This window comes from Marinospirillum insulare DSM 21763 (assembly GCF_000686905.1).
Lineage (GTDB): Bacteria > Pseudomonadota > Gammaproteobacteria > Pseudomonadales > Halomonadaceae > Marinospirillum > Marinospirillum insulare.
This window is the reverse complement of sequence record NZ_KK366037.1, coordinates 34,194-59,502: the sequence shown is the minus strand read 5'-3', so window position 1 is coordinate 59,502 and position 25,309 is coordinate 34,194. Positions and strand designations below refer to the sequence as shown.

Below are 25,309 nucleotides of genomic sequence, written 5' to 3'. Positions count from 1 at the left end.
TAGTTACGGAATAACCGACCTGCCCTTAGTGCTTCAATAGCAACCAATCAGAATGAGCAATAAGCACTCCGCTCAATCTATTAATCTTTTGTGCAAGCTCGGTAATGTATTTTATCCACCGCCTTACACGGACATTATCTTCTAGCAAGATCACCTATAAAAACCCATGAATCTGACCGAACTCAAGCAGAAATCCGTTACTGAACTAATGGACATAGCCAACGAGATGGGCATCGAACACGTTGCGCGTACTCGTAAACAAGACATCATCTTTGGAATTCTTAAGCGCCATGCTAAAAGTGGTGAAGATATCTACGGTGATGGCGTACTGGAAATTTTGCAGGATGGCTTCGGCTTTCTGCGCTCATCAGACTCCTCTTACTTAGCTGGGCCCGATGATATTTATGTTTCGCCCAGTCAAATTCGTCGCTTCAATTTACGCAAGGGCGATAGTATAGCGGGTAAAATACGTCCTCCTAAAGATGGTGAGCGCTATTTTGCACTATTGAAAGTTGACTCCATTAACTTTGACCGCCCAGACAACGCTAAGCATAAAATCCTCTTTGAAAACCTAACCCCTTTATTTCCAGATGAACGCATGATTATGGAAGTGGGTAATGGTTCTAGTGAAGATTTAACTGCGCGTATCATTGATTTAGTATCCCCCATAGGTAAAGGGCAGCGTGGCTTAATTGTTTCGCCACCTAAAGCGGGTAAAACCTTAATGCTACAAAATGTAGCTAATTCAATTAAGCGTAATAACCCTGAATGCCATTTAATTGTTTTATTAATAGATGAGCGCCCAGAAGAAGTGACCGAAATGAAGCGCACTGTGCGCGGCGAAGTGGTTGCTTCTACCTTTGATGAGCCACCTGCGCGTCACGTTCAAGTTGCTGAAATGGTGATCGAAAAAGCTAAGCGTTTAGTGGAACATAAACTAGACGTTATAGTGCTATTAGATTCGATCACTCGTTTAGCTCGTGCTTATAACACGGTTATTCCTAGCTCGGGTAAAGTTTTAACGGGTGGTGTAGATGCTCACGCTCTTGAAAAGCCTAAGCGTTTCTTTGGTGCAGCTCGTAATATAGAAGAAGGTGGTAGTTTAACTATTGTTGCTACAGCTTTGGTAGACACCGGCTCTAAGATGGATGAAGTTATTTTTGAAGAGTTTAAGGGTACGGGTAATATGGAAGTACACTTAGACCGTAAAGTGGCTGAGAAGCGTATTTATCCTGCTATCAATATCCGACGCTCGGGTACACGCCGTGAAGATTTGTTAGCCACTGAAGAAGAGCTGCAGCGTATGTGGATTCTTCGTAAATTGCTGAATCCTATGGAAGATGTGGCTGCTACTGAATTTTTGGTTGATCGCTTAAAGAGCACCAAAACTAATATGGAGTTCTTTGAGGCAATGAAGCGCAAATAGTGGCTTCGAGGCACAAGCTTTTGCTTTTACAGGTCGCTTAAAATATCCCTATGCGCTCTGGCTGCTGCTCCCGGCAGCAGACAGCCTGAAAAGCATAGAAGCTTATGCCAACTTATGGCACCAAATTTAACAAGAGTAGTGCCTGCGCTTAGTCACTAGCTCAATACTTTTTAAGGCAAGCCTTCTGGCTTGCCTTTTGCACATTAAGAGGTTTTAAATCCAGATGATTTATAAGGATTTGCGCGATTTTATTCAGCAATTAGAAGAGCGAGGCTTGTTGAAGCGGGTTCAGCAAGAGGTGGATCCTTATCTGGAAATAACCGAAATTGCTGACCGTACTTTGCGTGCGGGTGGCCCCGCTATTTTATTTGAAAACCCTAAAGGCCACACTATGCCTGTTTTGGCTAACTTGTTTGGTACGACTGAACGAGTGGCATTAGGCATGGGTGCTGAATCGACTGATGCACTGCGTGAAATTGGCAAACTTTTAGCTTATTTAAAAGAACCCGATCCACCCAAGGGCTTAAAAGATGCTTGGGAAAAGCTCCCCATCTTTAAAAAAGTATTAACCATGAGCCCCAAGGTGCTAAAAAAAGCACCCTGCCAAGAAGTGGTTCTTGAAGGCGATGAGGTTGATCTATACAAGTTACCTATTCAGCATTGCTGGCCAGGTGATGTTGCGCCTTTAGTCACTTGGCCTTTAGTCATTACTCAAAGTCAGAAAGATGGCCGTGAAAATCTGGGTATTTACCGTCAGCAGTTGTTAGCTAAAAACAAACTGATAATGCGCTGGCTGGCTCACCGTGGTGGTGCTTTAGATTATCAAAAATTTTGTCGAGAAAACCCGGGTAAACGCTTTCCTGTTTGCGTGGCCTTAGGTGCAGACCCAGCGACTATTTTAGGTGCAGTAACCCCTGTTCCTGATACCTTGTCTGAATATGCCTTTGCTGGCTTATTACGCGGTACTAAAACTGAGCTGGTTAAATCCATTGGTTATGATTTACGTGTACCTGCTTCTGCCGAAATTATTTTAGAAGGTTATATTGAGCCAGGTGAACTAGCTCCGGAAGGGCCTTTTGGTGACCATACCGGTTATTACAATGAGGTCGATAACTTCCCTGTATTCACTGTGGAACGTATTACCCGCCGTAAAGATGCTCTTTACCATTCTACTTATACGGGTCGTCCACCCGATGAGCCAGCCATTTTAGGTGTAGCTTTAAACGAAGTCTTTGTGCCTATTCTACAAAAACAATTCCCAGAAATTACTGATTTTTACCTGCCGCCGGAAGGTTGTTCTTACCGCATGGCAGTGGTCACCATTAAAAAACAATATCCAGGTCATGCCAAACGCGTGATGTTAGGTGTATGGAGTTTTTTAAGACAGTTTATGTACACCAAATTTGTGATAGTCACAGACGATGATATTAATGCGCGCGACTGGAAAGATGTGATTTGGGCGATCACTACCCGTATGGATCCAACCCGCGACACAGTGTTAATCGATAATACGCCTATCGACTATTTAGACTTTGCTTCCCCAGTTTCTGGTTTAGGTTCAAAAATGGGTATGGATGCCACCAACAAATGGCCGGGTGAAACTGACCGAGAATGGGGCACTTGCATCACCATGACCGATGAAGTTAAAGCCCGTGTAGATAGTATTTGGGATGAGTTAGGTTTAGATAGTTAGTTTTTAAAAGGAAGATCAATGAACAAAGTTGTAAACAATGAGCCAGTTACTTGTAGCGCTCAGGTGCAGAAACTCGAAGAATTAACAGATAACGTTTATCGGGTTAGTTTGCAGTTAGAAAAGACTGCAGTTTTTCAGCCAGGTCAGTACATAGAGATTCAAGTAGTTGAAAATCATTGGCAGGCTTTTTCTTTAGCTTGCTTGCCAGGTAAAAAAGAAGTTGAACTGCATATTCAATACCTGCCTGAACGAGAAAACTCTGTAGCATTATTTAAGCAGCTTAATTCCGGTAATAGCCTTAAAGTTCGTTTGGCCTCGGGCAACTGTGTATTAAAAGGGGAAGATAGGCCACTAACCCTAGTGGCAGCGGGTACAGGTTTTGCACAAATAAAAGCCCTAGTTGAAAGCCTTATAGAAAAAAACTGGCAATCACCCGTTAATTTTTACTGGGCTGCTAAAAATCCAGCGGGGCTTTATGACTTAGAAACTGCTTTTGCCTGGCAAAAAAAATTAGCTGACTTCACTCTGATTCCTATTATTGAAGAAACTGTAGAAAATTGGCAGGGCGAAGTAGGCATGGTAACCGATGTGTTGGCTAGCGACTATGATGAGGCTAATTCAGCCGCCAGCTTGGAAGGCTTTATTTGTGGCTCCCCTAATATGGTTTACGCTGTAGAAGATTTACTAATGGAGCAAGGTATGCAACCTAAGGCCTTGTTAAGTGATGCTCACGCCTACGCACCAAGACAGTATTAATGTCTAGCCAACAAGCAGTGCCAGCGCCACCTATTTTAATTACCGGTGCTGCACAACGTAGTGGTTATAGCCTAGCTAAGCATTGGTTAGCTAAAGGGCAAGCAGTTATTTTCAGTTATCGAACCTTCAAGCCAGGCGTTAACGAACTCACCGCCTTAGGTGCTGTGGCAATTCAAGCCGACTTTGCTACCGATGAAGGTATTTTTAACTTTATAAATCAAGTCAAAGCACAAACGCCGAGTTTAAGGGCGGTGATTCATAATGCTTCAGATTGGGCTACCGATGAGAAACAGCCTGAAGCAGCAGCCGCTATTTTTAAGCAGATGTTTCAAGTTCATCAGCAGGCGCCTTTTTTAATTAACCTAGGGTTAGAGTCTTTGCTTTTGACTGGTGCAGAACAAACCGGGCAGATGACCGACATTATTCATCTAACCGATGATGCGGTACGCCGTGGTTCAAGTAAGCATAGCGCTTATGTGGCAAGTAAAGCAGCCCTAGAAAACCTAACCCTATCTTTTGCAAGTCGTTTTGCCCCGCAGATTAAAGTGAATGCAATCGCTCCTGCACTCTTAGCTTTTAATAAGGGTGATACCGCCGATTATCAAAAAAAAGCTTTAGCTAAATCGCTCTTAGGAATAGAGCCTGGTTTTATTGCCTTAACCCAAACAGTCGAATTTTTACTTAAGCAGCCTTATATGACGGGTGCAATTTTGCCGCTCAATGGCGGCCGCCATTTACAAGTATAAAGTTATTATTTTGGATTGCTGTTGACCCTGCAGAAGTGTACATTTGAACCAGTTTTTTACTTAACTTTTAGAGTTTTTTAGATGAATACAGACTACGATCAGCAAGACATGGACTCCAGTCAAACAGAAAGCACAGCACAAATTTATGAAAGTATTGCCAACCGAATGAATGGCTTTCTTTACCGTAGCCGACGAGATGAAAGCTTCACTATGCTTAACCTAGCGGGTGTAGTTAAAAAAGTAACCGGCTACTCAGACAAAGACCTGCTAAATAATAGTCGACTTTCTTATATGTCGCTTATTCATCAAGATGATACTGAACGTTTAGAAGCAGTAATAAAACAAGGCATTAAAAACAAAGCTAACTGGAATGTCGACTACCGTATTAAACGAGCTGATGGTGTTATTCAGTGGGTTAACGAGCATGGTGGCCCAGTATTTGATGACTTAGGTGAAGTGGCTTTTATTGAAGGCGTAATAGCCGATATAAGCCAACGCAAAACCGAAGAAGACGAACGCCATGAGAAAATGGAAGATGTGGGCGATACAAGTAGCCAAATTATCAATCAAACCCAAAAAATTCTACAAGTATTAAAAACCCTAAAAATGCTCAGTTTAAATGCCAGTATAGAAGCGGCACGCGCTGGTGAAGCTGGCCGTGGTTTTGCGGTAGTGGCAGATCAAGTTAAAGAACTAGCCGATGAAACAGGTAAATCTGCTCAGTCTATTACTCAGCTAATGGGTGAGTTAGAAGCTAAATTGGCTGAGGCAAGCGAGTAGATTGGACCACTTGCCACAGCTCTATAAGGCCCTGCTACTGCAGGGCTTTTTCTATGACTTCAAATAAATCAGCACTTAGCTTTTCTTGTTTAATGCGCTCTAACTCAATTTTCATTAAGTTCTGCCTAACCTTGTCCATACGCTTAAAGCGGGTTAAAGGAATCACTAAGCGAGAAGCTATCTGGGGGTTTAGCTGATTAAGCTCGATTACCTTGTCTGCCAAGAACTGGTAACCACTGGCATCTTTAGCATGAAAGTTAACCCGATTTTGATTCACAAAAGCACTGATTAGTGCTCTAACCTTGTTAGGGTTTTTCATCGAAAAAGCACTATGAGCTTGCAAAGTCTTTACCTTGTCTAAAGCATCAGGATAAGGGCGTGATGCCTGCACGCTGAACCAGCTATCCATGACTAACGCATCTTGCGACCACTGCTTAACAAAAGCTTCTAATGCTTCTTTTCCTACTGAAGCGTCTTTAGCGTGAGCTAGGCAGGTTAGTGCGGCTAGCTGGTCGGTCATATTGTTAGCTTGCTTAAACTGCTGCTCTGCTAGCTGTAACGCCTCGGGTTTTTCTGTGGCGACTAGCCAAGTTAAACACACATTTTTTAAACGCCTTGCTGCAACGGCTGAAGCTTCTGGCGACCAGTCTGCGCTGCTGTGGTGGTCTTGGTATAAGCGTAAAAACTCAGCATATAAAGCCTTGGCTAAGCTAGTGCGTGCAAATTCACTTGCTTGATGAATGGCATCTATATCCACCTGTTCATACTGTTCAGCAAGGTAAGCTTCAGAGGGTAATAAAAGCATTTCAGCCAAAATTGCAGGGTCAGAGACAGGCGCTTTAAGTAGCTTTTCATAGGCGCTAGTTAGGGCTGGATCTAGCTCTAGTGTTTCACCTGCTTGCTGTTGGGCTACTAAGCTTTGTATGGCTAGCAGTGCAAGGCGCTGGCCTGCGTCCCAACGGTTAAAACCATCGCTATCATTTGTCATTAAAAAGGCTAGTTGTTCGCGGCTGTAATCAAAACTTAGTTTTACGGGTGCCGAAAAACCACGCAGCAAAGAAGGCACAGGTTCAGCTTCTAAATGGTGAAAAGTAAAGCTTTGTTCAGCTTCTTTCAGTTGTACAACCCTTTCAGTGCTCCAAAATTCGCCATTCACTTCCATAGGAATATTCACCCCAGCAGCGCCTACTAAACCCATTTTTATTGGGATTAACAGTGGCTGTTTAACTGGCTGACCGGGTGTGGCGGGGGTGCGTTGTTTTAGGGTTAGGGTGTAGGTTTTTTCTGTTGGGTTATATACACCGCTAGCAGCTACTTCTGGCGTACCCGCTTGGCTGTACCAAAGCATAAACTGGCTTAAATCTAGCCCAGATACTTCTGCCATGCAGGCAACAAAATCATCCACGGTAACCGCTTGGCCATCAAAGCGTGCAAAGTATAAATCTGCACCCTTGCGAAAAGTTTCTTTGCCCAACAGTTCGCTGAGCATACGCACCACTTCGGCACCCTTTTCATAAATAGTCAGGGTATAAAAGTTATTAATTTCTATGTAGCTTTCAGGGCGAACTGGGTGGGCTGTTGGGCCTGCATCTTCAGCAAATTGGGCGGTGCGTAACATGCTAACTTGTTGAATGCGCTCGACTGCTGCTGAGTTCATATCGGCGCTAAACTGCTGGTCACGCAGTACCGTAAAGCCTTCTTTTAAAGATAGCTGAAACCAGTCACGGCAAGTAACCCGGTTGCCCGACCAGTTATGAAAATATTCATGGGCTACAACGCTTTCAACACGATTAAAAGCAGCATCCGTTTCACTTTTAGGTTCAGCTAAAACACAGGCCGAGTTAAAAACGTTTAAGCCTTTGTTTTCCATCGCGCCCATATTAAAGTCATCAACCGCCACAATCATATAAATGTCTAAATCGTACTCACGGCCATAGTTTTCTTCGTCCCATTGCATGGCCGCTTTAAGCGAGCGTAGTGCGTGCTCACATTTATGCAGGTTTTGTTCTTCTACCCATAGTTCTAACGCTACTTGTCTACCGCTACAGGTGGTAAAAGAGTCTTTCACCGCGTGTAAATTACCAGCGACTAGGGCAAATAAGTAAGCGGGTTTAGGGAAGGGGTCTTGCCATTCTGCAAAGTGTTTGCCGTTATCTAAATCGCCTTGTGCAATTAAGTTACCGTTCGACAGCAACACTGGAAAGCGGCTTTTGTCAGCTTCAATACGAGTCGTAAATTTAGACAAGATATCAGGGCGGTCGGGGTAAAAAGTAATGCGTCTAAAACCTTCGGCTTCACACTGGGTACAAAAGTTACCGCTAGATTGGTACAAGCCTTCTAACGCAGTGTTATTTAAAGGGTCTATTTCTACTTCAATTTCTAATACAAAGCTATCAGGCACTTGCGGTAAAATTAACTGCTGTTCAGTTAACTGATAGTCAGCTTCAGTAAGGCACTGGCCATTTAGCTGAAGGTTAATAATTTTTAAGTTCTGTCCATCTAGCTCTAGTGGTAGGTTAGCCTGAGTAGAGGCAGGGTTACGCTCTAGCTCTAAGCGGCTAATAACCCGAGTTTGAGTGGAGTCGAGTAAGAAATTAAGGTGAACCTGCTGCACTAAAAAGGCAGGTGGTAAGTAATTTTTTAAAAAAATGGGTTGAGGTTGAGGTGTCGTTATTGCTGTTTGTGCTGGGTTCATCACAGGTTCGCCTTAGAATAGATCTTTTGAAATGAGTGTAAGAATGCTATTTTTAGTAAAGTTAAATTTAAGACTAAGCTAATTGAAATTAATTGTTGATTGAGGGTTATTATATGTCAAAAAAATATCGGTTAGTCACGCGTAGTGACTTCGACGGTTTGGTTTGTGCTGCACTGCTAAAGCATCTAGATTTAATTGATGATATCCAATTTGTGCACCCAAAAGATATGCAAGATGGAAGCATTGAAATTGGTGCTAATGATATCACTACTAACCTGCCTTACGTGGCTGGCTGTTATTTGTCTTTTGACCACCATTTAAGTGAAACAGTTAGAAATGAAGTGCTTGCTGATAATCATATTATTGATGCAGAAGCACCTTCAGCAGCACGCGTGGTTTGGCAATATTATGGCGGTCATAAAGCTTTTCCAGAAGCTTGGGATGAAATGATGGCAGCTGTAGATAAAGGTGACGCTGCCCAGTTTAATGAAGATGAAGTCTTAAATCCTGATGATTGGGTACTGCTTAACTTTATTATGGATGCGCGTACTGGTTTAGGTCGCTTCCGTGATTTCCGTATTTCAAACTACCAGCTAATGATGCAGCTTATCGACTACTGCCGTAATCATAGCATTAAGCAAATTCTTGAGCTTCCCGATGTAAAAGAACGTACTGACCTTTACTTTGAGCATGACAGTAAGGCGCGTCAGCAAATTCAAAAATGTGCCAAGGTTTATAACAATTTAGTGGTGTTAGATTTACGTAACGAAGAAACTATTTTTGCCACTAACCGCTTTACGCTTTATGCACTTTACCCTAACACTAATATCTCTATCCATGTTATGTGGGGTTTAAAGCAGCAGAACACTGTATTTGCCGTGGGCAAATCAATACTTAACCGTAGCTCCAATACCAACGTGGGTGAACTCTGCCTTAAATACAATGGGGGTGGTCATTTGAATGCGGGCACTTGTCAGGTTGCTAATGACGATGCAGAAGCAACCTTACAAGCGCTAATTGAAAAAATTAACGCTGATGGTTAAGCACTTATTTGCTAACACCCTAACGGTGTAACTCACCTGCCGCTTCTGGTTGATAAAGAATTTCATCTACAATCAAAGCGGCATCTTTACCACTTGGAAGCTGCCAATGCACTTCTTGCCCTACACTAGCACCGAGTAAAGCCGCTCCCAAAGGGGCAAGTACAGAAATTTGATCGGTCGCTTCTGGGTTTAAGTTATGTGGATAAACTAGCTCTTTTTCAAAGACTAGGTCAGCTTTTAAATCGCGGAATTTTACCCGACTATGCATACTCACTAAATCAGCGGGTACTTCTTCTGGTAATACCACATCTGCATTATCTAACCGCTCTGCCAAAGCTTCAGCAACGGGCATTTTAGAATACTTATCTTCATCAATTAGCTTTTCTAGGCGTGCATGATCTAGTTCATTCATTAATAAGTGTAATTTTGCAATCATTGTTTCTACCTTTAAAAAAGCACACCCCCACAACCTGAGTTGTGGGGGTGTGCTGGAATAATATGTTGTTTATAGGTTAGTGGTTAAAAGCTTCGTCCACAACCTTGCATTTTTTTGTTTAAATAATGTATCTCTACACGGTGTGGGAAAGGTTCTCCAGTGTTTATTTCAATGCAAAGTATGTTTTCTACCTTGTACTTTAGCAGGTTGCCATCGGGATCTTTAGCTTGGCTGAGTGTTTTTATTAAATCCTGCTCAATAACCTTGGAATCTTTAAACGTTATACGTTGTGTACCAAAGTTTTGCAAGAGGACTAGCTGACCATTTTGTTTGGCTTCTAGTGTCCAGCCGGGGTTATGACCGCTAGCTTTTAAAACCACAGCATCGGGTGAAGTATTGGTGCCTGCCACTAGCTTAGGTTTTTCTAATTCGCCAGGTTTTCCTGAAGCAGTACGTTGGCAGTTTTGCCAAGTTATTTCAGGCGTCGCTATTCTGGAACGATGGCCTTTATTCCAAACGGAAGTGCCTTCATTATTAGAATAACGTGCCCCTGAAGCAGCTCTTTGTTGCGGTAAAGCTAGCCAATGGGTTGAAGCAGGCAGCTGTAACCAGAGCTGCTCTTTACCTAAGCGAGTTTCTATTAAGCTGCCGTCTTCACACAACCAAAAGTCTGCCTGAGTCGCTTGCTCTAGTTTTGGAATAGAGGTACAAGCGACTAGCAGACCAGTGGCCAACAAACAGGCAAGGCGGGCTAGTTTAGCCCAGCCTGTTTTATTCGAGCTTGCTTTAATCCAACTTACTAAGGTCACGCACTGCACCCTTGTCCGCAGAAGTGGCTAGCATGGCATAGGCTTTAAGCGCAGCAGAAACCTTACGTTCACGCGGTTTAGCAGGTTTCCAGCCTTTAGCATCTTGGGCGGCACGGCGCTTAGCCATTTCTTCATCACTAATTTCAACATTAATGGTACGGTTAGGAATGTCGATTAAAATGGAATCGCCATCTTCCACCAAGCCAATTGCACCACCAGCGGCTGCTTCGGGTGAGGCATGACCAATCGACAAACCTGAAGTACCACCTGAAAAACGCCCATCAGTTAACAGCGCGCAAACCTCACCTAAACCTTTGGATTTTATGTAACTGGTGGGGTAAAGCATTTCTTGCATACCCGGGCCACCTTTCGGGCCTTCGTAACGCACTATTACCACATCGCCCGCTTTTACTTTATCGCTTAATACGTTAGCAACCGCTTCATCCTGGGATTCAGTAACGTGTGCTTTACCACGGAAAACTAAAATTTCTTCAGCAACACCCGCCGTTTTAACTACGCAACCATCTTCAGCTAAGTTGCCGTAAAGCACCGCTAAACCACCGTCTAATGAATAGGCATTTTCTAGGTTGCGAATACAGCCACTTTCACGGTCAGCGTCTAAATTATTCCAGCGAGTATCTTGGCTAAAAGCTTCTTGGGTAGGAATGCCCGCCGGCCCAGCACGGTAAAACTTTTGCACTTCAGGCGAAGAGTTACGCACTATATCCCAAGTATCTATCGCTTCAGCCAAAGTTTTACTATGAATGGTTGGTAAGCTGGTATCTAACAAACCAGCACGGTCTAACTCGCCTAAAATACCAAAAATGCCCCCAGCGCGGTGAACATCTTCAACATGATAAGCAGGGTTATTGGGTGCAACTTGGCACAGCTGAGGCACTTTTTTAGATAGTTGGTCGATATCTGCTAGGGTGAAATCGACTTCAGCTTCTTGAGCCAAAGCTAGCAGGTGCAAAATAGTGTTAGTAGAGCCACCCATAGTAATATCTAAGGTCATGGCATTATTGAAGGCTGCTTTATTAGCGATAGAGCGTGGCAGCACAGAATAATCATCTTCTTCATAGTGCTGGCGTGTAATGCTAACAATTTGCTCGCCGGCTTGTTCAAACAAGGTGCGACGATCAGCATGAGTTGCCAACATAGTGCCATTACCAGGTAAGGATAAGCCTAAAGCTTCAGTTAGACAGTTCATCGAGTTAGCCGTAAACATACCGGAACAAGAACCACAGGTAGGGCAAGCCGAGCGCTCATATTCAGTTACATCATCATCTGAAGCATCAGATGCCGCAATCACCATAGCATCGACTAAATCTAGATTATGCTCAGAAAGCTTGGTTTTACCCGCCTCCATAGGGCCGCCTGAAACAAAAATAACTGGAATATTCAGGCGCATAGCAGCCATAAGCATTCCGGGAGTAATTTTGTCACAGTTAGAAATGCACACCATGGCATCAGCGCAGTGCGCATTCACCATATATTCAACGGAATCAGCGATTAAATCGCGGCTAGGCAGTGAATAAAGCATACCATCGTGACCCATCGCAATACCGTCATCGACAGCTATGGTGTTAAATTCTTTAGCAACGCCACCGGCTTTTTCAATTTGGCGTGCAACCAATTGCCCCATATCTTTTAAATGCACATGGCCAGGTACAAACTGAGTAAAAGAATTGACCACAGCAATAATGGGCTTTTGGAAATCATCATCTTTCATGCCCGTGGCACGCCACAAAGCACGAGCACCAGCCATATTGCGGCCAGCAGTAGTAGTACGAGAACGATAAACAGGCATGGGAAAACCTCAGTAAATAGCTAGGTAAAAAAGTAATCTTAACATTCTACTTTTTTATGGCAGGGTTTTATAGTAGCAGGCGCCACTCGAACGATTAATTTACAAGCGTTGTACACCCTATCAAAAAATTGACGTATCGTTTACGCGTTTATAAATTTTTTTATAATAATTAGTGCAAGCCGTAAAGCTACTAAGAAATGTATGGAGGTAGGTAGTGACAAAAGTTAATTTAGATATAGAAGAGCAAGAGCTACTAGATGCTTATGAATCGGATGAGTATCAATCAGACCTAGATGCCAATCGTAAAGGCTACCGTACAAAATGGCAGAAGAAACATTAAAAAAGCTAACATTACCCGTAGAGCAGTGTTAGCTTTTTAATTAGCTAGAATTACTTATCAAGTGAAACCAAATCACCTTCTACTTCGTAGCAGTTTTTATGATAAAACGGTACATTAAATGAAGACATATTGATGCGCACATTCACCAGTAAGTCGCCAGAGCTTACGTTTTTGCGACCCTTTTGAATAGCATCATCCATAGCACGTTGTAGGCGGTCATCAGTATTGCCTAAAGTGAAAAAAGTGATCGTTTGGAAGCAAGACTCACCTTTAACATGTGCCTCTGTTTGGTTCTCAATACTATAGTCCATGTTGCGCACGTTCATAGAAGAAGCTGCAGTGAACTGGCCTAATCGAGCATTGGTTGAGCATCCAGCAAATACAAGCAAGGCTGCAAGCACTAAGACTGTTTTTAAAGTTTTCATAAAAATCCTTATTTAAATATTTTACTCAGGTGTTAGTTTGATAATTTTGCTTGATTGATATTACTAAATGTTTTTTATTTTGCAAGGCTTTTTCTTGTGTTTTAGATGTATTTTACTTACTTAAAACTTATATGCTAAGCCAACGCCAGCGCTAATAATGCTGCTACTCATTGAAGTAGTTTCTGTATAGCAGTAAGAGCTGTAATAGGTGTAGTTACAAATGTATTCTTCAACATCTTGCCAAACAATGCCTTGAAACTGTAATTGTAAATCTAACTCTAGATTTTCAGTTAGGTCAATTTTAGCACCACCCATTGCTTGAAAAGAAACACCCGATTGTTTTTCATCGGGTACTAGTGGAGCCTCTTTAAGGCTATACACACCAAAACCTAATCCCCAGTAGGGTTTTACTTTTTCTTCTGTGTAAACAAACTGCCAATCAAGACGAAAGCCAGTTGCTTTTGAAGAGTAGTTACCTACATCAACCTTCATATTATCAAAAGTAACTAGAAAGCGATTATTTTTATTGTTTTTAGTACCAATATAGAAAGAGGTGGTGCTGGTATCTAAGTCTAAACTTATAGAGTCCCAATCATTCTCTAAGTCTAAATCTGCACTTAGGCTTTTGCTTATATTTGCGCCAATAATAAGATCTGCATGGCTAGTTACTGGTAAAGCGACAACAAAAAAAATAGCGGTTAGTAATACTCTTTTAATCACAGTTAGTCCCTTTTATTTAATTGCAAAAATGCAAAGGTATTTTATTCCAGTATTTTTTTTTGTCAAAAAAAATGCCTATCATTTAGTCTAGTAACTAAGTGATAGGCAAAGTTGTTAGGAATACCTTGATCTAGATTGGTTTTAACTAAGATTTACTTAAAATAATAAGTTACACCTGCAAACAAGCCTAGATCGCCATCTTGGATATCTAGTTCGCCTTTAAAATCTAAGTTTTCAGCTAAAAAATAACGAGCATGGCCGTTAATACCAACATAGTCGAAGTCACCAGTCACTAAGCGTAGTGTTCCACCTAGCTCTAACTCATCATTTAGCTGGTGTCTTGCTCCACCGCGCAAAGCAAGGCCAGTGTCATTTGCGCTACCACAGCCAAAACCTGAAAAACAAATCTCAACTTTCTGGTATTCAATATTACCACCCGCCCAAAGGTCGGTTTTATCATCAATACCAAAACGGTAGCCAGCACCTAAGTGGAAGTTGGTGTAGTCAATATCATCAGTTAAAAAACGCAAGCCACCATAAGCAAATACATTTTCATTAATAGCAAAAGAGCCACGAACATCTGGGCCAATTAGAGTTTGGCTATCGGGGCTCCATAAGCCCAAACCACCCTCTAGATAGTTGTAGTTTAAGTCTGCTTGGGCAGTTCCAGCAACAACTAGGCTAGCAACAGCTAGGCTAAGTAGTTTCTTTTTCATGTAAAAACCTCTTTAGTTTTATTAAAGTTTTAGTGGCTTAATCAATAACAAAGTAAAGTTTATAAAATTAGTGACTCATTTGAAACCATGTTTATTTTTTACAACTTTACACTCTTAGCCTCTTCTTTAAACCTTGCTGCTTCCAGCCCATGTTTATTTAATAACTTATAAAAATCCGTTCTGTTTCTGCCTGCTAATTCAGCGGCTTTGGTTACCTTGCCTTCAGCCAGGCGAAGCACTTTAATTAAATAAGCTTTTTCAAACTCAGCTCGGGCATCGCTTAGGTGGGGTAGGTCGGTTGTTTCATCGGTTAAAATTCGGTTTACTAATTCCGCAGTAATCATTGGCTGGTTGGTTAAACCAGCGCACTGTTCAATAACACCCTGTAGCTGGCGCACACTACCTGGCCAGGGGGTTTTGGCTAGCAGCTCTAAGGCTTCAGGTGCAAAGCCGTTGGCTTGGCTTTCTAGGCGGTTGGCTGCTTCATTAAGTAGCTGTTTGGCCATTAGTTGCACTAATAAAGGGCTGCGGTTAAGTACATCTGGGTAGTCTTTGTTGCTGGTATCAACAGGTCGTGTACCTTTTAGCTCATCTATTAAGCTGAAGAGTTGATTTTTATCTACCGGTTTAGTTAAAAAGCCTGCTACACCACAGCGGGTGGCTTGTACTGCATCAGGAATAGTGCCGTGGGCGGTAAGAATAATAACCGGCAAACCTGGGTAGCTTTGTTGAATTTCTTCAAACAAAGCCAAGCCATCCATTTCATCCATACGCAAATCTGAAAGAACCAAGTCTGGCGTAAACTGTTTTAAAATTTCTAGTGCTTCTGGCCCACTTTCTGCGGTAACTACCTGGTGCCCGGCACTTTCTAAACGTAATGAAAGCAATTTAAGCAGGCTTAGGTCATCGTCTACCAATAATAGCTGCGCTGGGTGTTCGCTTACTTTTGTTTCTGGAAGAAGTTTCATAATTAATTACTCTGGCGTTGCTTACGTTCGTGCAAACTTCGCTCTATTGCAGTTAGGGCATCTAACTTGGCTTTTAGCTGATCGCGCTCTACTTCAAGTTGGTGCAGCTGCTTTTTAGCCAGCCCTAGTTCAGTTTTTAAAACTTCCATGTCTTGCTGCAAGGCTAAGCGTTGTTCTTCATCACACGCGCAAGTGTTATTCTCACTGCTGGAAGGTGCAGTATTTTTCTGGGGTAAAAATTCACAACCTGCTAGGAGTGTAAGCATCAAAGCATAAAGAAAAAAATGTTGGTATTTGGACACACGCTTATTCCTGTATTGTACTTGTTGGCCAGTTTAACCTAAAAACGATGCAGTTTTTTTGCGAAGTTTTTAGCACTAATTGGCCGCCATGAGCCTTCATGCAATCTGCAGCTATAGATAAGCCTAAACCAGACCCCTTAACCGCGCCCTTGCGGCGGCTGCTGCCTTGGTAAAAGGGTTCAAATAATCTAGCCTGCTCTTGGGGCGGAATAGCCTCCCCAGCATTTTCGACTTCTATCCACTGGTTGCTAGCAGTAATACCAGCGCGAAGGTGAATGGGTTGACTCGTATCACCATAGTGTAAAGCGTTGGTTAATAAGTTATCTAACGCACTGCGCAATAATGAAATATCACCCGTTAGTTTTAACTTCTCTTCAGGTAATACTAGCTGCTGTTTTCGCTTTTCTAACAAAGGTTGCCAAGGTTCTAATAATTGCCCAACCAGTTGCTGTAATTTTATTGGTGCACTAGCTAGCTGCTTTTTACCTTGTAGCAGGTTGTAGTCGAGTAGTTGTTCTATAAGTTGTTGTAAGCGTCGGCTATTTTGTTCTAAAAGCCCTGTTACTTCCTTTTGTGAAGGGGTAAGCCCACCCAATACTTCTTCATGTAATAAATCACCTGCCTCACGAATACTGGCTAAAGGTGTTTTTAACTCATGTGAAATATGCCGTAAAAACTGAGCTTTTTGTTGTTCAATTTCATTAAGTTGTTCTTCTAACCAATTTAAGCGAAGGTCTAGCTGTATTAATTCAGTGGGCCCTTTTTGTAAAGGCTGCGTTTTTTTATTGTTATGCGAATTAGCTAAAGAACCTATGCGTTTTTGTAGGTAATCAATGGGGCGCAATAACCGCCAAGTAAAATAAATAACCAATAAAAGCGATAAGCTAACCAGCAATAAAAATTGCCAAATTAACTGTTCTTGTAAAGCTTCTAGTTGTTGTTGCATGGCTTGTAAGCGTTTATCTACGCTTTGTTGTGTTTGGCTGGTTAGGCTATCGGTTAAATCGACTAGCTGAGAAAAATACGCAAAGCCAGAAAAAACTTCAGGTTGTTCATTTAACAAGGCTTCAAGCGATTCTTGTGCAGAAGTAACAGGAAAGAGTAGGTAAGGCTGTTTTACTAGCTGTTCAAAGCTGCTGAGTTGGCTAGTCAGTAGCTCTAGCAGGGTAGGGTCTTCAACAACCAAGTATTGGCGGCTAAGGCGTTCCATATCTAAGGCAAGGGTTTGTAATGACTGAGAGCGGCGAGTAAAGGCAACGGCTTCTCGGGCTGTTAAACCAGCTTGGGTAGAAAGTTCACGGTAAGCGCTGGTTGCTTGCACCACCAGTAACACTAAAGGCAAAACCACCCCAGCAAAACCTAATAAGACTAGCTGCATTAGGGAAAGGTTAGCGGGGCGTAGCAGTTTCATTTTATCTAGCCTTGCAGTTTATAGCGCCTTGCAGAATACCTGTGAGTTACGCTGCCAGTTATAAAGTGCTTGGCGAGCTGCGGGTAGTTGTTCTACCTGTGCTGGGGCAAAGCCTCTTTCTAAAAACCAGTGGGCGGTATGGGTTGTTAGTACAAAAAGCTGGTTAATGCCAGCCGCACGGGCTTGTTTTTCAATGCTCTCTAATAGCCTGTCGCCACGTTGGCTATGGCGGTATTCAGGATGAACCACCACACAAGCTAATTCCGCTTGGTGAACTTCAGGGTAAGGGTAGAGGGCAGCGCAGGCGATTATACTGCCATCTAAGTCAATAACAGTAAAACGCTCTATTTCAGCTTCTAGCAGTTCACGAGAACGTCTAACTAAAACGCCAGACTCCTCTAAAGGGCGCAATAAGGCCAACAAACCACCCACATCTTCAATTTTAGCCCCACGCAGGGTTTCATAGCTGAGTTGGGTAATCAGCGTACCATCACCATCACGGGTAAATAAGTCGAGAAGTAACGCACCATTTCGCTTGTAACTAAGCAGGTGAGTTCTAGCGACCCCTTGTCGGCTAGCAATGCAGGCGGCTTGTAAGTGCCTTTTTAGCAGGGGTTGGTCGGTTAAGTCAGCTAACAAGGTTTCGGCAGCTTCAGGGTTAAGGTCGCGTATTAGCTGTCCTTTAGAATCTTTTAAACCCTCAGCACTGCCAAATAAAATTAACTTGTCTGCATTAAGCTGGGTCGCCACCGCTGTTGCCACCTGTTCAGCGTCTAGATCAAAGGCTTCGCCAGTAGGTGAATAACCCAAAGGTGGCAGCAACACCAACATGCCTTGGTCTAGTAAAGCCTGAATACTCTTAACCTGCACCTTGCGAACTTCACCGCAAAAATGCATATCTATACCTGCTCTAATACCTAAGGGGCGAGCAGTAATTAAATTGCCACTCATCACCCTTAAACCAGCGCCATGCATGGGTGAATTAGCTAAACCCATAGATAGCTTAGCTTCTAGTTCGGCACGCAAACTACCCACACAAGACAAAATAGTAGGTAGGCGTTGTTTATCAACCACTAAGCGCCCTTGATGCTCCTGCCAAGCAATATCACCGCTAGTTAAAGCTTCACGCACTTGAGAGCGAGCGCCAAAGGTAATAACCAGGCGCACCCCCAAAGAGTTAAGCAAAGCTATATCGGTAATTAGTTCACGCAAACTAGCTGAACTCAGTGCGTCACCATCTAGGTGAAGAACAAAAGTACGCCCACGATGGGCGTTAATGTAAGGTGACGCATTACGAAACCAGCTTACTTGCTGATCTAGGTTGAGCTTAGCCAAAAGAAGCCTTCAATATAAAGAAGATAATCACCGATAAAATGGCACCCGCAGGCAGAGTCACTAGCCAAGATGCAAAAATACTCCCGACTACACGCATATTAATAGCGGCTAAACCGCGTGCTAAACCCACGCCTAAAACAGCGCCTACTAGCGTGTGAGTAGTCGAAATAGGCATACCTATACCCGAAGCAACCACCACTGTACTAGCCGTTGCTAAGGTAGCAGCAAAACCACGGCTGGGGGTTAGTTCAGTAATGTTAGTACCTACGGTAGCAATAACACGGTGACCATACATCACCAAACCCGCCACTATACCGCCACCACCTATTAGCAGTACCCAAGACGGCGTGTTGACCTTATCTAACACCTCACCACCCGCTTGAATAACCCCAATAATGGCCGCTACTGGGCCGATGGCATTAGCGACATCGTTAGAACCATGCGCAAAAGCCATAGCACAGGCAGTGAACACCATTAATAAAGCAAATACTTTTTCTACATTCTCAATTTGCAGCTTGCCCTTGTTGGCATCTGGTTGAATGCTTTTTTTCATATAAACACTTACCAGTGCCAAGGCAAAGCCAGCAATAATGGAATAAAGCAGGGCTTCCATTGAAGAAATATCTAAACCTAAATGTTTGAAGCCTTTGGTGAAGGTGACTAGGGCAACAATAAAACCCACGATAAAGGTATAAAAAGGAACGTACCTTTTAGCGGCTGAGAAGGGGTCTTTGGCTTCAAAAATAAGTTTTTGTAAACTTTTAAATAGCAAAAACCCTAAAGTACCCGCCATTAAAGGCGAAGTAACCCAGCTCATAGCTATACCAGCCACGCCACTCCAATACACCGCATCAACCGAAATACCCACTGCGGCAAAGCCCACTATGGCACCGACGATGGAATGGGTAGTAGACACAGGCCAGCCTTTATAGCTAGCCAACAATAACCAAATGCCCGCTGCTAACAAAGAAGCCAACATGCCATACACCAATAACTCTGGCCTATCTGCAAAGCTGCTGGTATCCACTATGCCTTTGCGTATGGTGGAAGTAACTTCACCTCCTGCCAACCAAGCACCCGCAAACTCAAAAATAATGGCAATAATTATGGCTTGCTTAATGGTAATGGCTTTAGAGCCAACCGAAGTACCCATAGCATTAGCTACGTCGTTAGCACCTATACCCCAAGCCATAAAAAAACCAAACAAACAGGCTAAAAGTAAAAAGCTATTGCCGTGTTCAAGAATAATAGACATAAAAAACCTTAAAGCTGGGTTAACGAGCCATCATAATTTGTAAACGACCACCTACGCGTTGCGCACGGTCTGCTAAATCACCCACCCAATCAATTACCTTGTAAAGAAAAATAACATCAACGGGGGGCCACTCTTGTTCTAGTTTAAATAACTGTGCGCGCACTTTTATTTCTAGCTCATCAGTAACCTGCTCTAACTTGTCTAGAGTTTTTATCATTTTGGTTAGCAGCTCAGTCACCTGGCGACCAAAACCAGAGCCTAAAAGCTTGTCTATTTCATTAATGGTACGCTGGGCTTGTTCAACCGCTTCTATGCCACTGTTAATAAAGCCAATCATAGGTTCAGCCATAGATTCAGGAATTTGCATTTTACGGCCCAGCATTAAGCCAGCAATATCCTTAGCCTTATTGGCAATTTTATCTTGTTGCGCAACCAGCTCTAATAGGTCACTACGCGAAACAGGCATAAATAAACTATTCGGCAAGCCCAAACGAATTTCACGCTTTAAGTCGTCTGCCTCTTGTTCTAATTTACTGATACGCTTACGTATTGCCTTGGCTTCTACCCAATCATTAGCAAGCACAGCCACCATAAAAGGTTTAAGTAGCTGGGTGGCTGCATAAGTTTTGTCTATATGCTCTTGTAATGGACCAAAAGGAGAGCGTCCAAAAAGCATCGAAAGGGGGTTGTTGGTTGTCATACATGAGTACCTTAAAGTGAGTACCTTAAAATAAGAATCGGAATGCAATTGCCAGGCATTATAAAAGTTGCCCTAGGCTAATGTCACAGTCTTTTAACATAAATATGCACTAAGGAGGGCTTATGGCAAAAGAAATTGAATTAAAGCTGCTGGTTAGGCAAGCAGACTTTAAGCTATTAGAAGCACAAATGCAGCAGTTAAACGCCCAACCTCAAGATGTAAGGCGGCTAGAAAACACCTATTTTGATACACCCGACCTACAGCTAAACCAAGCCAAGGCAGCGTTACGCTTAAGGTTTAACGCCCATAGCTGGGTGCAAACTTTAAAAACCAGTGGTAGCAGTCTGGGTGCATTAAGTCAGCGGGGCGAATGGGAGATGCCCTTAGACCAGGGTGAACTTAACCTAGCCCTTTTTCCTGAAGGCTTGATTAACCCCGCTTGGCAAAACCAGCTAACAGCCCAATTTAGCACCAACTTTACCCGCCAAACCTGGCTAGTTAGCGACGCGGATAACCCCAGCACACTAATAGAAGCAGCAGCAGACCTGGGTGAAGTCACCCTGCCTAACCAACAAAATTCAGTTATAACCGCGGCAGACAGCCTTTGCGAGCTAGAGCTAGAATTAAAACAGGGTGAACCCGCCAGTCTATTCAAACTCGCCCATCAGCTAGCCGCAAACCTGCCCCTGCATTTGGGTGTGCTGAGTAAAGCCGAAAGGGGTTTAAGGTTATTAAAAGGCACAGACCAGGTTAGACAAAAACCACCACCCGCCCTAGAAAAAGCAGCGGTGAGTTTTACCGACTTAATTCACCTAGCCATAGAAGAAGTAAACCAATGGGTGCTGGCGCATGAAAACTGGGCATTTAATGCTAATGAAGGCGAGCTATTACTCGCCCACAGAGCCTTGCTACGCCTACATGCCTTATTAGTGCTAGCGCAGCGTTTATGTTCAGAGGCACAACTACAAGCGGCGATAGCTTCAGTTAAACAATTAACCGATGCGTTTTTACCCTGGGTTAATAGCTGTTGGCAAGATAAAGCACTGCAAAAACTATCCTTAACTGCATCTGATGCTGAGTGGCGATCATTAAACACAGGCTATGCCCAGCGCCGCAGTGAATACCGACGCTTATGGCATAAAAACTGGGTAGGCCAAGCTAGCTTACAGATTATTGAAAGCTTGTTTACTAGCCAAAACTTACAAGCCTGTAGCCAACAAAATAAAGCCGAGCAACTCTTAAACCAAGCCATTGCCAAGTTAGGTTTGCCACAACAGCCCATGCAAATAAATGTTTGGTTAGACCGCTACCCTTCTTTAGTAAGGGTAGAGCTATTATTGGCAGCAGTAAAACCCCAAGCCAAAGAAAACTTGCAGCTAATCAAACAAATGCAACAAGCCATAGAGCTATTAAAAGGCTACCAACAGCTATTGGAACTAAAAAAATTACCAGAAAATATAAGAAAAAAAGTTTTAGCAGAACAACCCAGCGTTTTGCTCTACCTAGGTAGGTTGGCGCAAGCCCTTTGGGTAGAAACCTAGCAAGACCCACCAACAAAAATAGGTTTACTAGTGGTAAATAACTCAATAAAAAGTTTTTTAGGTTATATCAGCTTTTGCGGTTAGATAAAAATAAGTAAATGATATAAATCAATTGTTACAAAAGGACTAAACATAGCTTTTTAAGCCTAATACTTTAGTCTAGTAAAGCTTTGCCAAGTGATTGACAAGCCCTAAATAAGCATGAGAATCTGCATCTCGGCGGCAAGGAGTAACACCAAGCCGCAAGTTGAACCCAAAACTATAGTTTTTGATTTAATAATAAATAAAAGGTAAATACGCTATGAAACTGCGCACTAAAATTGCAGGTACCCTTGCACTTCCCCTAGCACTCGCTGTTGCTTCCGCTGCAAATGCAGCAACTGTTGTAGACAATGATGATCACACTTTAAAAATTGGTGGCTTTGTTGCAGCCCAAGCTGTATGGGAAATGCCAGATGCGGGTGATGCTAACTATGTTATGGATTTAGGTACGTCTCGTTTGAACGTTGCTTACACCAAAAAAACCTCTGCTGGTGATGTAACTGTTTTGTATGAAAATGACTGGAGTGATGGTGATGCAGCAGCAGGTGACTACCGTTTACGTCATGCGGCCATTATGTATGATGGCTGGGTAGCAGGCCAAACTTGGTCTTTCTTTGCTAACCTGAATGGTTTAGGTGAAACCCTAGATGCTAACGGTAATGCCATCACTTCTTCTTGGGCTAACCGTAACGCTGTGTTAGGTAAAAATATTAGCCTAGGCGATGATATGTCGGTAGGTATTGCACTAGAAGACCGTAGTCAGAACAGTGGTAATGCTATTGTGAACGAAAAGGGCGTAGCATTAGATGATAAGGGTAGAGTTCCCGATGGTAATGGAGGTTACACCGCTGTAACTGATGGCAATAAGAATTCTAACACCAGCGCTGTTCCCGATATCACTGCTAACTTTAAAGCTAAAGTGGGTGGTGTAGGTCTATTCGCTGCTGCTCAATATTACCAAGTTAACGATCTCAGTGATGATAAAAAATCTGAAGGTAAAGTACGTTTTACCGCCAGCGCTGCAGTACCTATCGCTGATGTAGCAACTGCTAAAGTAGCTTTCAACTCAGACCAAGATAAATACAACGCAGTTTCTTTAGCGGGTCAGTTTAAAATTAATGATCAAATCCGTACCAACCTAGTGGTTGAGCAGTACATGGATGATGGCGATGACAAAGACTATACCCAGTTCTGGGTAAACGCTATTTACAAAATGGACGCTGGCCTAGAATGGGGTGCAGAAGTTCATATGGTAAGTGCTGATGATGCTGCTGAGCCTGCTGCTCCTTATGGTGGTGCTGCTGCAGATAAAGACATGACTTTCCGTCTACAAGCACGTTACGCTTTCTAAGCATTGGTTTAATCCAGTCGCTTTCGCATAGCGTTAGTCAAAAAACCCCCGCCCGTAAAAAGGTGGGGGTTTTATTTTGCCTAAAAATTATTGCTGCTAGCCTACGAGCTTTTTCCTGTTATTACGGGCTTTCCGCCGTCATTACAAGCTTCCCTTCTCCGTCATTACGAGCGCAGCGAAGTAATCTACAGCCTGCCGAGGCTTTCAGCTTCATAGTGACTCGGGTGTATATCAGTGTAATCCGTGGCTCAAAAATGTAGGTTGGTCTTCAGGCCGACTAGCGAAAACCCCACCCAGCTGCTAAGTTTCAATAACGCGAAAAAACTGGGAGGGAGCCTTAATGAATGACAACAACCAAAACAAACAACCAGCCACCAAAACCGACCACGATAGCCCTTGGAAGAAAGCCTTAGAAAAGTATTTTAAAGAATTTCTGCAACTATTATTTACTGATATTCACGACAAAATTGACTGGACTAAAGGCCACAGCTTTTTAGATAAAGAGCTGCAACAAATTACCGCCGATGCCCAAGTAGGCCGCCGCTATGCTGATCAACTCATCAAGGTTTATGCTAAAGACGGCAGTGAAGAATGGGTATTAATTCACGTTGAAGTACAAGGCAGTACAGACAAAGCCTTTGCCGAGCGAATGCTAACTTATTGGTCACGCATTAAAGATCGCCACAAAATGAAGGTTCTAAGCCTAGCAGTTTTAGCGGATACCAACCGCAACTATCAGCCAGATACTTTTAACTTTCACCATTGGGGGCTTAAACTATTATTTTCTTACCCAGTCGCTAAACTCATCGACTGGGAAGCCGATTGGCAAAGCTTGGAAACCAGCGATAATGTGTTTGCTCATATCGTAATGGCACAAATTAAAGCCAAGCGGGTCAAAGATAGTGAATTGCTGCTCAGCAGCAAACTCGGTTTAATTCGAACCCTTTATGAACGTGGCTATAGCCGAGAACAAGTTGTAGAATTATTTAACATCATTGACTGGATGATAAAACTGCCAGCACCACTAGAAATGCAGTTTAAAAGCTTGGTTGACCAAATCCAAGAGGAGAAGAAAATGCCATACATTAATACATTTGACCGCTTAGCTATGCAACATGGTCGTCAAGAAGGCCGTCAAGAAGGACTTGAAAAAGGCCTCGTGAAAGGTCTCGAGAAAGGTCGTCAAGAAGCTGAAGAACGTGCCTTGCAAGAAAAACTAGCTTCTGCTCGTCAGTTGTTATTGTTAGGTGTGCTTAGCAAGGAACAAATAGCTGAAGTATTAAACTTGCCACTAGAAAAAGTTACTCAACTAGCTAGTGAATAAAAAACTACCACCTCCACCCTTCCGTGTTTATCCGCTGTAATCACCCAGTACAGCAGCTATACTTTTTAAGTAGCTTAATTTAAGGAGTTAAAAATGATTATTGATACTCAAAAAATAGAAGCGCTTCCATTAAGTGAGCAGATTGAGTTGATGGAAGTTGTGATGAGCGCTCTAATTAAAAATCAAGATAGCTTTCAACCACCTGAGTGGCACCTTAAAGTATTAGATGCCCGTGAAAATGAGGTTAACGAACCTGAATGCTGGCGTAGCTACGAGGAAGTACGTAGCTCTCTTAAGTTATGAGCTATACAATTTGCTTTACACCTGAAGCAGAGAAAGACTTACTTAATGCAAAATATTTTTACTCAAAAACCAACTTAGCATTAGGGCAATACTGTGTTGATAGCTTAATGCTAGACATTGGCCGTTTGCAGTTTTTCGCAGGTGTTCATCCTCAGTTTAATAATCGCTACCGAATGGTTGCACGTAAATTTCCCTACTCTATTTACTACCAGATATTTGGCAGCCAAGTTTTGATACTAGCTGTATTAGATAACCGTCAAAATCCAAAACTTTTGGGTTAAATCCGCAAACTGCCAGCACCACTAGAAATGCAGTTTAAAAGCTTGGTTGACCAAATCCAAGAGGAGAAGAAAATGCCATACATTAATACATTTGACCGCTT

24 protein-coding genes and 2 pseudogenes are annotated in these 25,309 nt (G+C 42.8%); 13 read left to right on the top strand and 13 right to left on the bottom strand.

Annotated features, from left to right (window positions below):
- The first annotated feature begins 166 nt into the window (after positions 1 to 166).
- From rho to BP27_RS17625, 6 genes and pseudogenes are all read left to right on the top strand, one after another.
- A complete protein-coding gene (rho, locus tag BP27_RS0113955) occupies positions 167 to 1,426 on the top strand; it encodes a transcription termination factor Rho (protein WP_027852050.1) in 1,260 nt (419 codons plus the stop codon).
- Between the two features lie 223 nt (positions 1,427 to 1,649).
- On the top strand, positions 1,650 to 3,119 hold the full coding sequence (gene ubiD, locus BP27_RS0113950; RefSeq protein ID WP_027852049.1) for a 4-hydroxy-3-polyprenylbenzoate decarboxylase: 1,470 nt from the start codon (positions 1,650 to 1,652) through the stop codon (positions 3,117 to 3,119).
- Between the two features lie 18 nt (positions 3,120 to 3,137).
- Positions 3,138 to 3,875 carry a ferredoxin reductase domain-containing protein gene (locus BP27_RS0113945; protein ID WP_027852048.1) on the top strand — a complete coding sequence of 246 codons (738 nt, stop codon included), beginning with the start codon at positions 3,138 to 3,140 and terminating at the stop codon, positions 3,873 to 3,875.
- The gene (gene folM / locus BP27_RS0113940) at positions 3,875 to 4,621 is read left to right on the top strand and encodes a dihydromonapterin reductase (RefSeq protein ID WP_027852047.1); all 747 of its coding nucleotides are present in this window, start codon (positions 3,875 to 3,877) and stop codon (positions 4,619 to 4,621) included. The genes BP27_RS0113945 and folM overlap by 1 nt, the downstream gene beginning before the upstream one ends.
- Before the next feature lie 81 nt (positions 4,622 to 4,702).
- A pseudogene (locus BP27_RS17630) lies at positions 4,703 to 5,125 on the top strand (PAS domain-containing protein); the annotation flags it as partial.
- A gap of 24 nt (positions 5,126 to 5,149) precedes the next feature.
- Positions 5,150 to 5,330: pseudogene (locus tag BP27_RS17625) on the top strand (methyl-accepting chemotaxis protein); the annotation flags it as partial.
- Positions 5,331 to 5,435: 105 nt separating this feature from the next.
- Here the strand turns inward: BP27_RS17625 and pepN are convergent.
- Entirely contained in the window at positions 5,436 to 8,096 is a 2,661-nt protein-coding gene (pepN, locus tag BP27_RS0113930) for an aminopeptidase N (protein WP_051610599.1), read from the bottom strand.
- A 113-nt stretch (positions 8,097 to 8,209) separates the two neighbouring features.
- Between pepN and BP27_RS0113925 the strand changes: the two genes are divergently transcribed.
- On the top strand, positions 8,210 to 9,139 hold the full coding sequence (locus tag BP27_RS0113925; RefSeq protein WP_027852044.1) for a DHH family phosphoesterase: 930 nt from the start codon (positions 8,210 to 8,212) through the stop codon (positions 9,137 to 9,139).
- Positions 9,140 to 9,158: 19 nt separating this feature from the next.
- On the opposite strand, the gene rnk is transcribed toward BP27_RS0113925, so the two are convergent.
- From rnk to ilvD, 3 genes are all read right to left on the bottom strand, one after another.
- Complete coding sequence (gene rnk, locus BP27_RS0113920; RefSeq protein WP_211251321.1) at positions 9,159 to 9,575, bottom strand: nucleoside diphosphate kinase regulator; 417 nt, start codon at positions 9,573 to 9,575, stop codon at positions 9,159 to 9,161.
- 83 nt (positions 9,576 to 9,658) lie between these two features.
- Positions 9,659 to 10,384 (bottom strand): MliC family protein, encoded by a 726-nt coding sequence (locus tag BP27_RS0113915; protein WP_027852042.1) that lies wholly within the window; start codon positions 10,382 to 10,384, stop codon positions 9,659 to 9,661.
- Entirely contained in the window at positions 10,362 to 12,194 is a 1,833-nt protein-coding gene (gene ilvD / locus BP27_RS0113910) for a dihydroxy-acid dehydratase (RefSeq protein WP_027852041.1), read from the bottom strand. Before ilvD ends, BP27_RS0113915 begins: the two co-directional genes overlap by 23 nt.
- A gap of 214 nt (positions 12,195 to 12,408) precedes the next feature.
- On the opposite strand from ilvD, the gene BP27_RS17530 reads away from it, so the two are divergent.
- A complete protein-coding gene (locus BP27_RS17530; RefSeq protein WP_281172157.1) occupies positions 12,409 to 12,534 on the top strand; it encodes a hypothetical protein in 126 nt (41 codons plus the stop codon).
- Positions 12,535 to 12,584: 50 nt separating this feature from the next.
- Here the strand turns inward: BP27_RS17530 and BP27_RS0113900 are convergent, their stop codons facing one another.
- The 9 genes from BP27_RS0113900 to BP27_RS0113860 form a co-directional block, all read right to left on the bottom strand.
- Positions 12,585 to 12,959, bottom strand: coding sequence for a hypothetical protein (locus BP27_RS0113900; protein WP_027852040.1), 375 nt, complete (start codon positions 12,957 to 12,959; stop codon positions 12,585 to 12,587).
- Positions 12,960 to 13,079: 120 nt separating this feature from the next.
- Positions 13,080 to 13,679, bottom strand: coding sequence for a hypothetical protein (locus BP27_RS0113895; protein WP_027852039.1), 600 nt, complete (start codon positions 13,677 to 13,679; stop codon positions 13,080 to 13,082).
- Between the two features lie 152 nt (positions 13,680 to 13,831).
- Entirely contained in the window at positions 13,832 to 14,395 is a 564-nt protein-coding gene (locus BP27_RS0113890; RefSeq protein WP_027852038.1) for an outer membrane beta-barrel protein, read from the bottom strand.
- 98 nt (positions 14,396 to 14,493) lie between these two features.
- Complete coding sequence (locus BP27_RS0113885; RefSeq protein ID WP_027852037.1) at positions 14,494 to 15,363, bottom strand: response regulator; 870 nt, start codon at positions 15,361 to 15,363, stop codon at positions 14,494 to 14,496.
- Between the two features lie 2 nt (positions 15,364 to 15,365).
- Positions 15,366 to 15,665 carry a hypothetical protein gene (locus BP27_RS0113880; protein ID WP_027852036.1) on the bottom strand — a complete coding sequence of 100 codons (300 nt, stop codon included), beginning with the start codon at positions 15,663 to 15,665 and terminating at the stop codon, positions 15,366 to 15,368.
- A 4-nt stretch (positions 15,666 to 15,669) separates the two neighbouring features.
- On the bottom strand, positions 15,670 to 17,076 hold the full coding sequence (locus tag BP27_RS16505) for a sensor histidine kinase (RefSeq protein WP_036240521.1): 1,407 nt from the start codon (positions 17,074 to 17,076) through the stop codon (positions 15,670 to 15,672).
- A gap of 18 nt (positions 17,077 to 17,094) precedes the next feature.
- Complete coding sequence (gene argA, locus BP27_RS0113870) at positions 17,095 to 18,411, bottom strand: amino-acid N-acetyltransferase (protein ID WP_027852035.1); 1,317 nt, start codon at positions 18,409 to 18,411, stop codon at positions 17,095 to 17,097.
- A complete protein-coding gene (locus tag BP27_RS0113865) occupies positions 18,404 to 19,666 on the bottom strand; it encodes an inorganic phosphate transporter (protein ID WP_027852034.1) in 1,263 nt (420 codons plus the stop codon). Before BP27_RS0113865 ends, argA begins: the two co-directional genes overlap by 8 nt.
- Before the next feature lie 19 nt (positions 19,667 to 19,685).
- Positions 19,686 to 20,366, bottom strand: a complete 681-nt coding sequence (locus tag BP27_RS0113860) for a TIGR00153 family protein (RefSeq protein WP_027852033.1) — start codon at positions 20,364 to 20,366, stop codon at positions 19,686 to 19,688.
- A gap of 122 nt (positions 20,367 to 20,488) precedes the next feature.
- Here BP27_RS0113860 and BP27_RS16890 point away from each other — a divergent pair, with 122 nt between their 5' ends.
- From BP27_RS16890 to BP27_RS0113835, 5 genes are all read left to right on the top strand, one after another.
- Positions 20,489 to 21,907, top strand: a complete 1,419-nt coding sequence (locus BP27_RS16890; RefSeq protein ID WP_051610598.1) for a CYTH domain-containing protein — start codon at positions 20,489 to 20,491, stop codon at positions 21,905 to 21,907.
- A gap of 301 nt (positions 21,908 to 22,208) precedes the next feature.
- On the top strand, positions 22,209 to 23,300 hold the full coding sequence (locus tag BP27_RS0113850; protein WP_027852032.1) for a DcaP family trimeric outer membrane transporter: 1,092 nt from the start codon (positions 22,209 to 22,211) through the stop codon (positions 23,298 to 23,300).
- A gap of 340 nt (positions 23,301 to 23,640) precedes the next feature.
- Positions 23,641 to 24,624 (top strand): RpnC/YadD family protein, encoded by a 984-nt coding sequence (locus BP27_RS16495; RefSeq protein WP_211251320.1) that lies wholly within the window; start codon positions 23,641 to 23,643, stop codon positions 24,622 to 24,624.
- A 93-nt stretch (positions 24,625 to 24,717) separates the two neighbouring features.
- Positions 24,718 to 24,927: an addiction module protein gene (locus BP27_RS0113840; protein WP_027852031.1), complete on the top strand. Its 210-nt coding sequence runs from the start codon at positions 24,718 to 24,720 to the stop codon at positions 24,925 to 24,927.
- Entirely contained in the window at positions 24,924 to 25,208 is a 285-nt protein-coding gene (locus tag BP27_RS0113835) for a type II toxin-antitoxin system RelE/ParE family toxin (RefSeq protein ID WP_036240518.1), read from the top strand. Before BP27_RS0113840 ends, BP27_RS0113835 begins: the two co-directional genes overlap by 4 nt.
- The last annotated feature ends 101 nt before the right edge of the window (positions 25,209 to 25,309 follow it).

Excerpts from the sequence above, each read along its gene's own strand:
- ilvD (WP_027852041.1), bottom strand. The coding sequence starts at position 12,194 with ATGCCTGTTTATCGTTCTCGTACTACTACTGCTGGCCGCAATATGGCT.
- pepN (WP_051610599.1), bottom strand. The coding sequence starts at position 8,096 with ATGAACCCAGCACAAACAGCAATAACGACACCTCAACCTCAACCCATT.
- BP27_RS16505 (WP_036240521.1), bottom strand. The coding sequence starts at position 17,076 with ATGAAACTGCTACGCCCCGCTAACCTTTCCCTAATGCAGCTAGTCTTA.
- BP27_RS0113860 (WP_027852033.1), bottom strand. The coding sequence starts at position 20,366 with ATGACAACCAACAACCCCCTTTCGATGCTTTTTGGACGCTCTCCTTTT.
- folM (WP_027852047.1), top strand. The coding sequence starts at position 3,875 with ATGTCTAGCCAACAAGCAGTGCCAGCGCCACCTATTTTAATTACCGGT.
- rho (WP_027852050.1), top strand. The coding sequence starts at position 167 with ATGAATCTGACCGAACTCAAGCAGAAATCCGTTACTGAACTAATGGAC.
- BP27_RS16890 (WP_051610598.1), top strand. The coding sequence starts at position 20,489 with ATGGCAAAAGAAATTGAATTAAAGCTGCTGGTTAGGCAAGCAGACTTT.
- BP27_RS16495 (WP_211251320.1), top strand. The coding sequence starts at position 23,641 with ATGAATGACAACAACCAAAACAAACAACCAGCCACCAAAACCGACCAC.
- BP27_RS0113925 (WP_027852044.1), top strand. The coding sequence starts at position 8,210 with ATGTCAAAAAAATATCGGTTAGTCACGCGTAGTGACTTCGACGGTTTG.
- BP27_RS0113850 (WP_027852032.1), top strand. The coding sequence starts at position 22,209 with ATGAAACTGCGCACTAAAATTGCAGGTACCCTTGCACTTCCCCTAGCA.
- BP27_RS0113890 (WP_027852038.1), bottom strand. The coding sequence starts at position 14,395 with ATGAAAAAGAAACTACTTAGCCTAGCTGTTGCTAGCCTAGTTGTTGCT.
- BP27_RS0113900 (WP_027852040.1), bottom strand. The coding sequence starts at position 12,959 with ATGAAAACTTTAAAAACAGTCTTAGTGCTTGCAGCCTTGCTTGTATTT.
- BP27_RS0113835 (WP_036240518.1), top strand. The coding sequence starts at position 24,924 with ATGAGCTATACAATTTGCTTTACACCTGAAGCAGAGAAAGACTTACTT.
- ubiD (WP_027852049.1), top strand. The coding sequence starts at position 1,650 with ATGATTTATAAGGATTTGCGCGATTTTATTCAGCAATTAGAAGAGCGA.
- BP27_RS0113885 (WP_027852037.1), bottom strand. The coding sequence starts at position 15,363 with ATGAAACTTCTTCCAGAAACAAAAGTAAGCGAACACCCAGCGCAGCTA.
- BP27_RS0113840 (WP_027852031.1), top strand. The coding sequence starts at position 24,718 with ATGATTATTGATACTCAAAAAATAGAAGCGCTTCCATTAAGTGAGCAG.
- BP27_RS0113865 (WP_027852034.1), bottom strand. The coding sequence starts at position 19,666 with ATGTCTATTATTCTTGAACACGGCAATAGCTTTTTACTTTTAGCCTGT.
- BP27_RS0113945 (WP_027852048.1), top strand. The coding sequence starts at position 3,138 with ATGAACAAAGTTGTAAACAATGAGCCAGTTACTTGTAGCGCTCAGGTG.
- rnk (WP_211251321.1), bottom strand. The coding sequence starts at position 9,575 with ATGATTGCAAAATTACACTTATTAATGAATGAACTAGATCATGCACGC.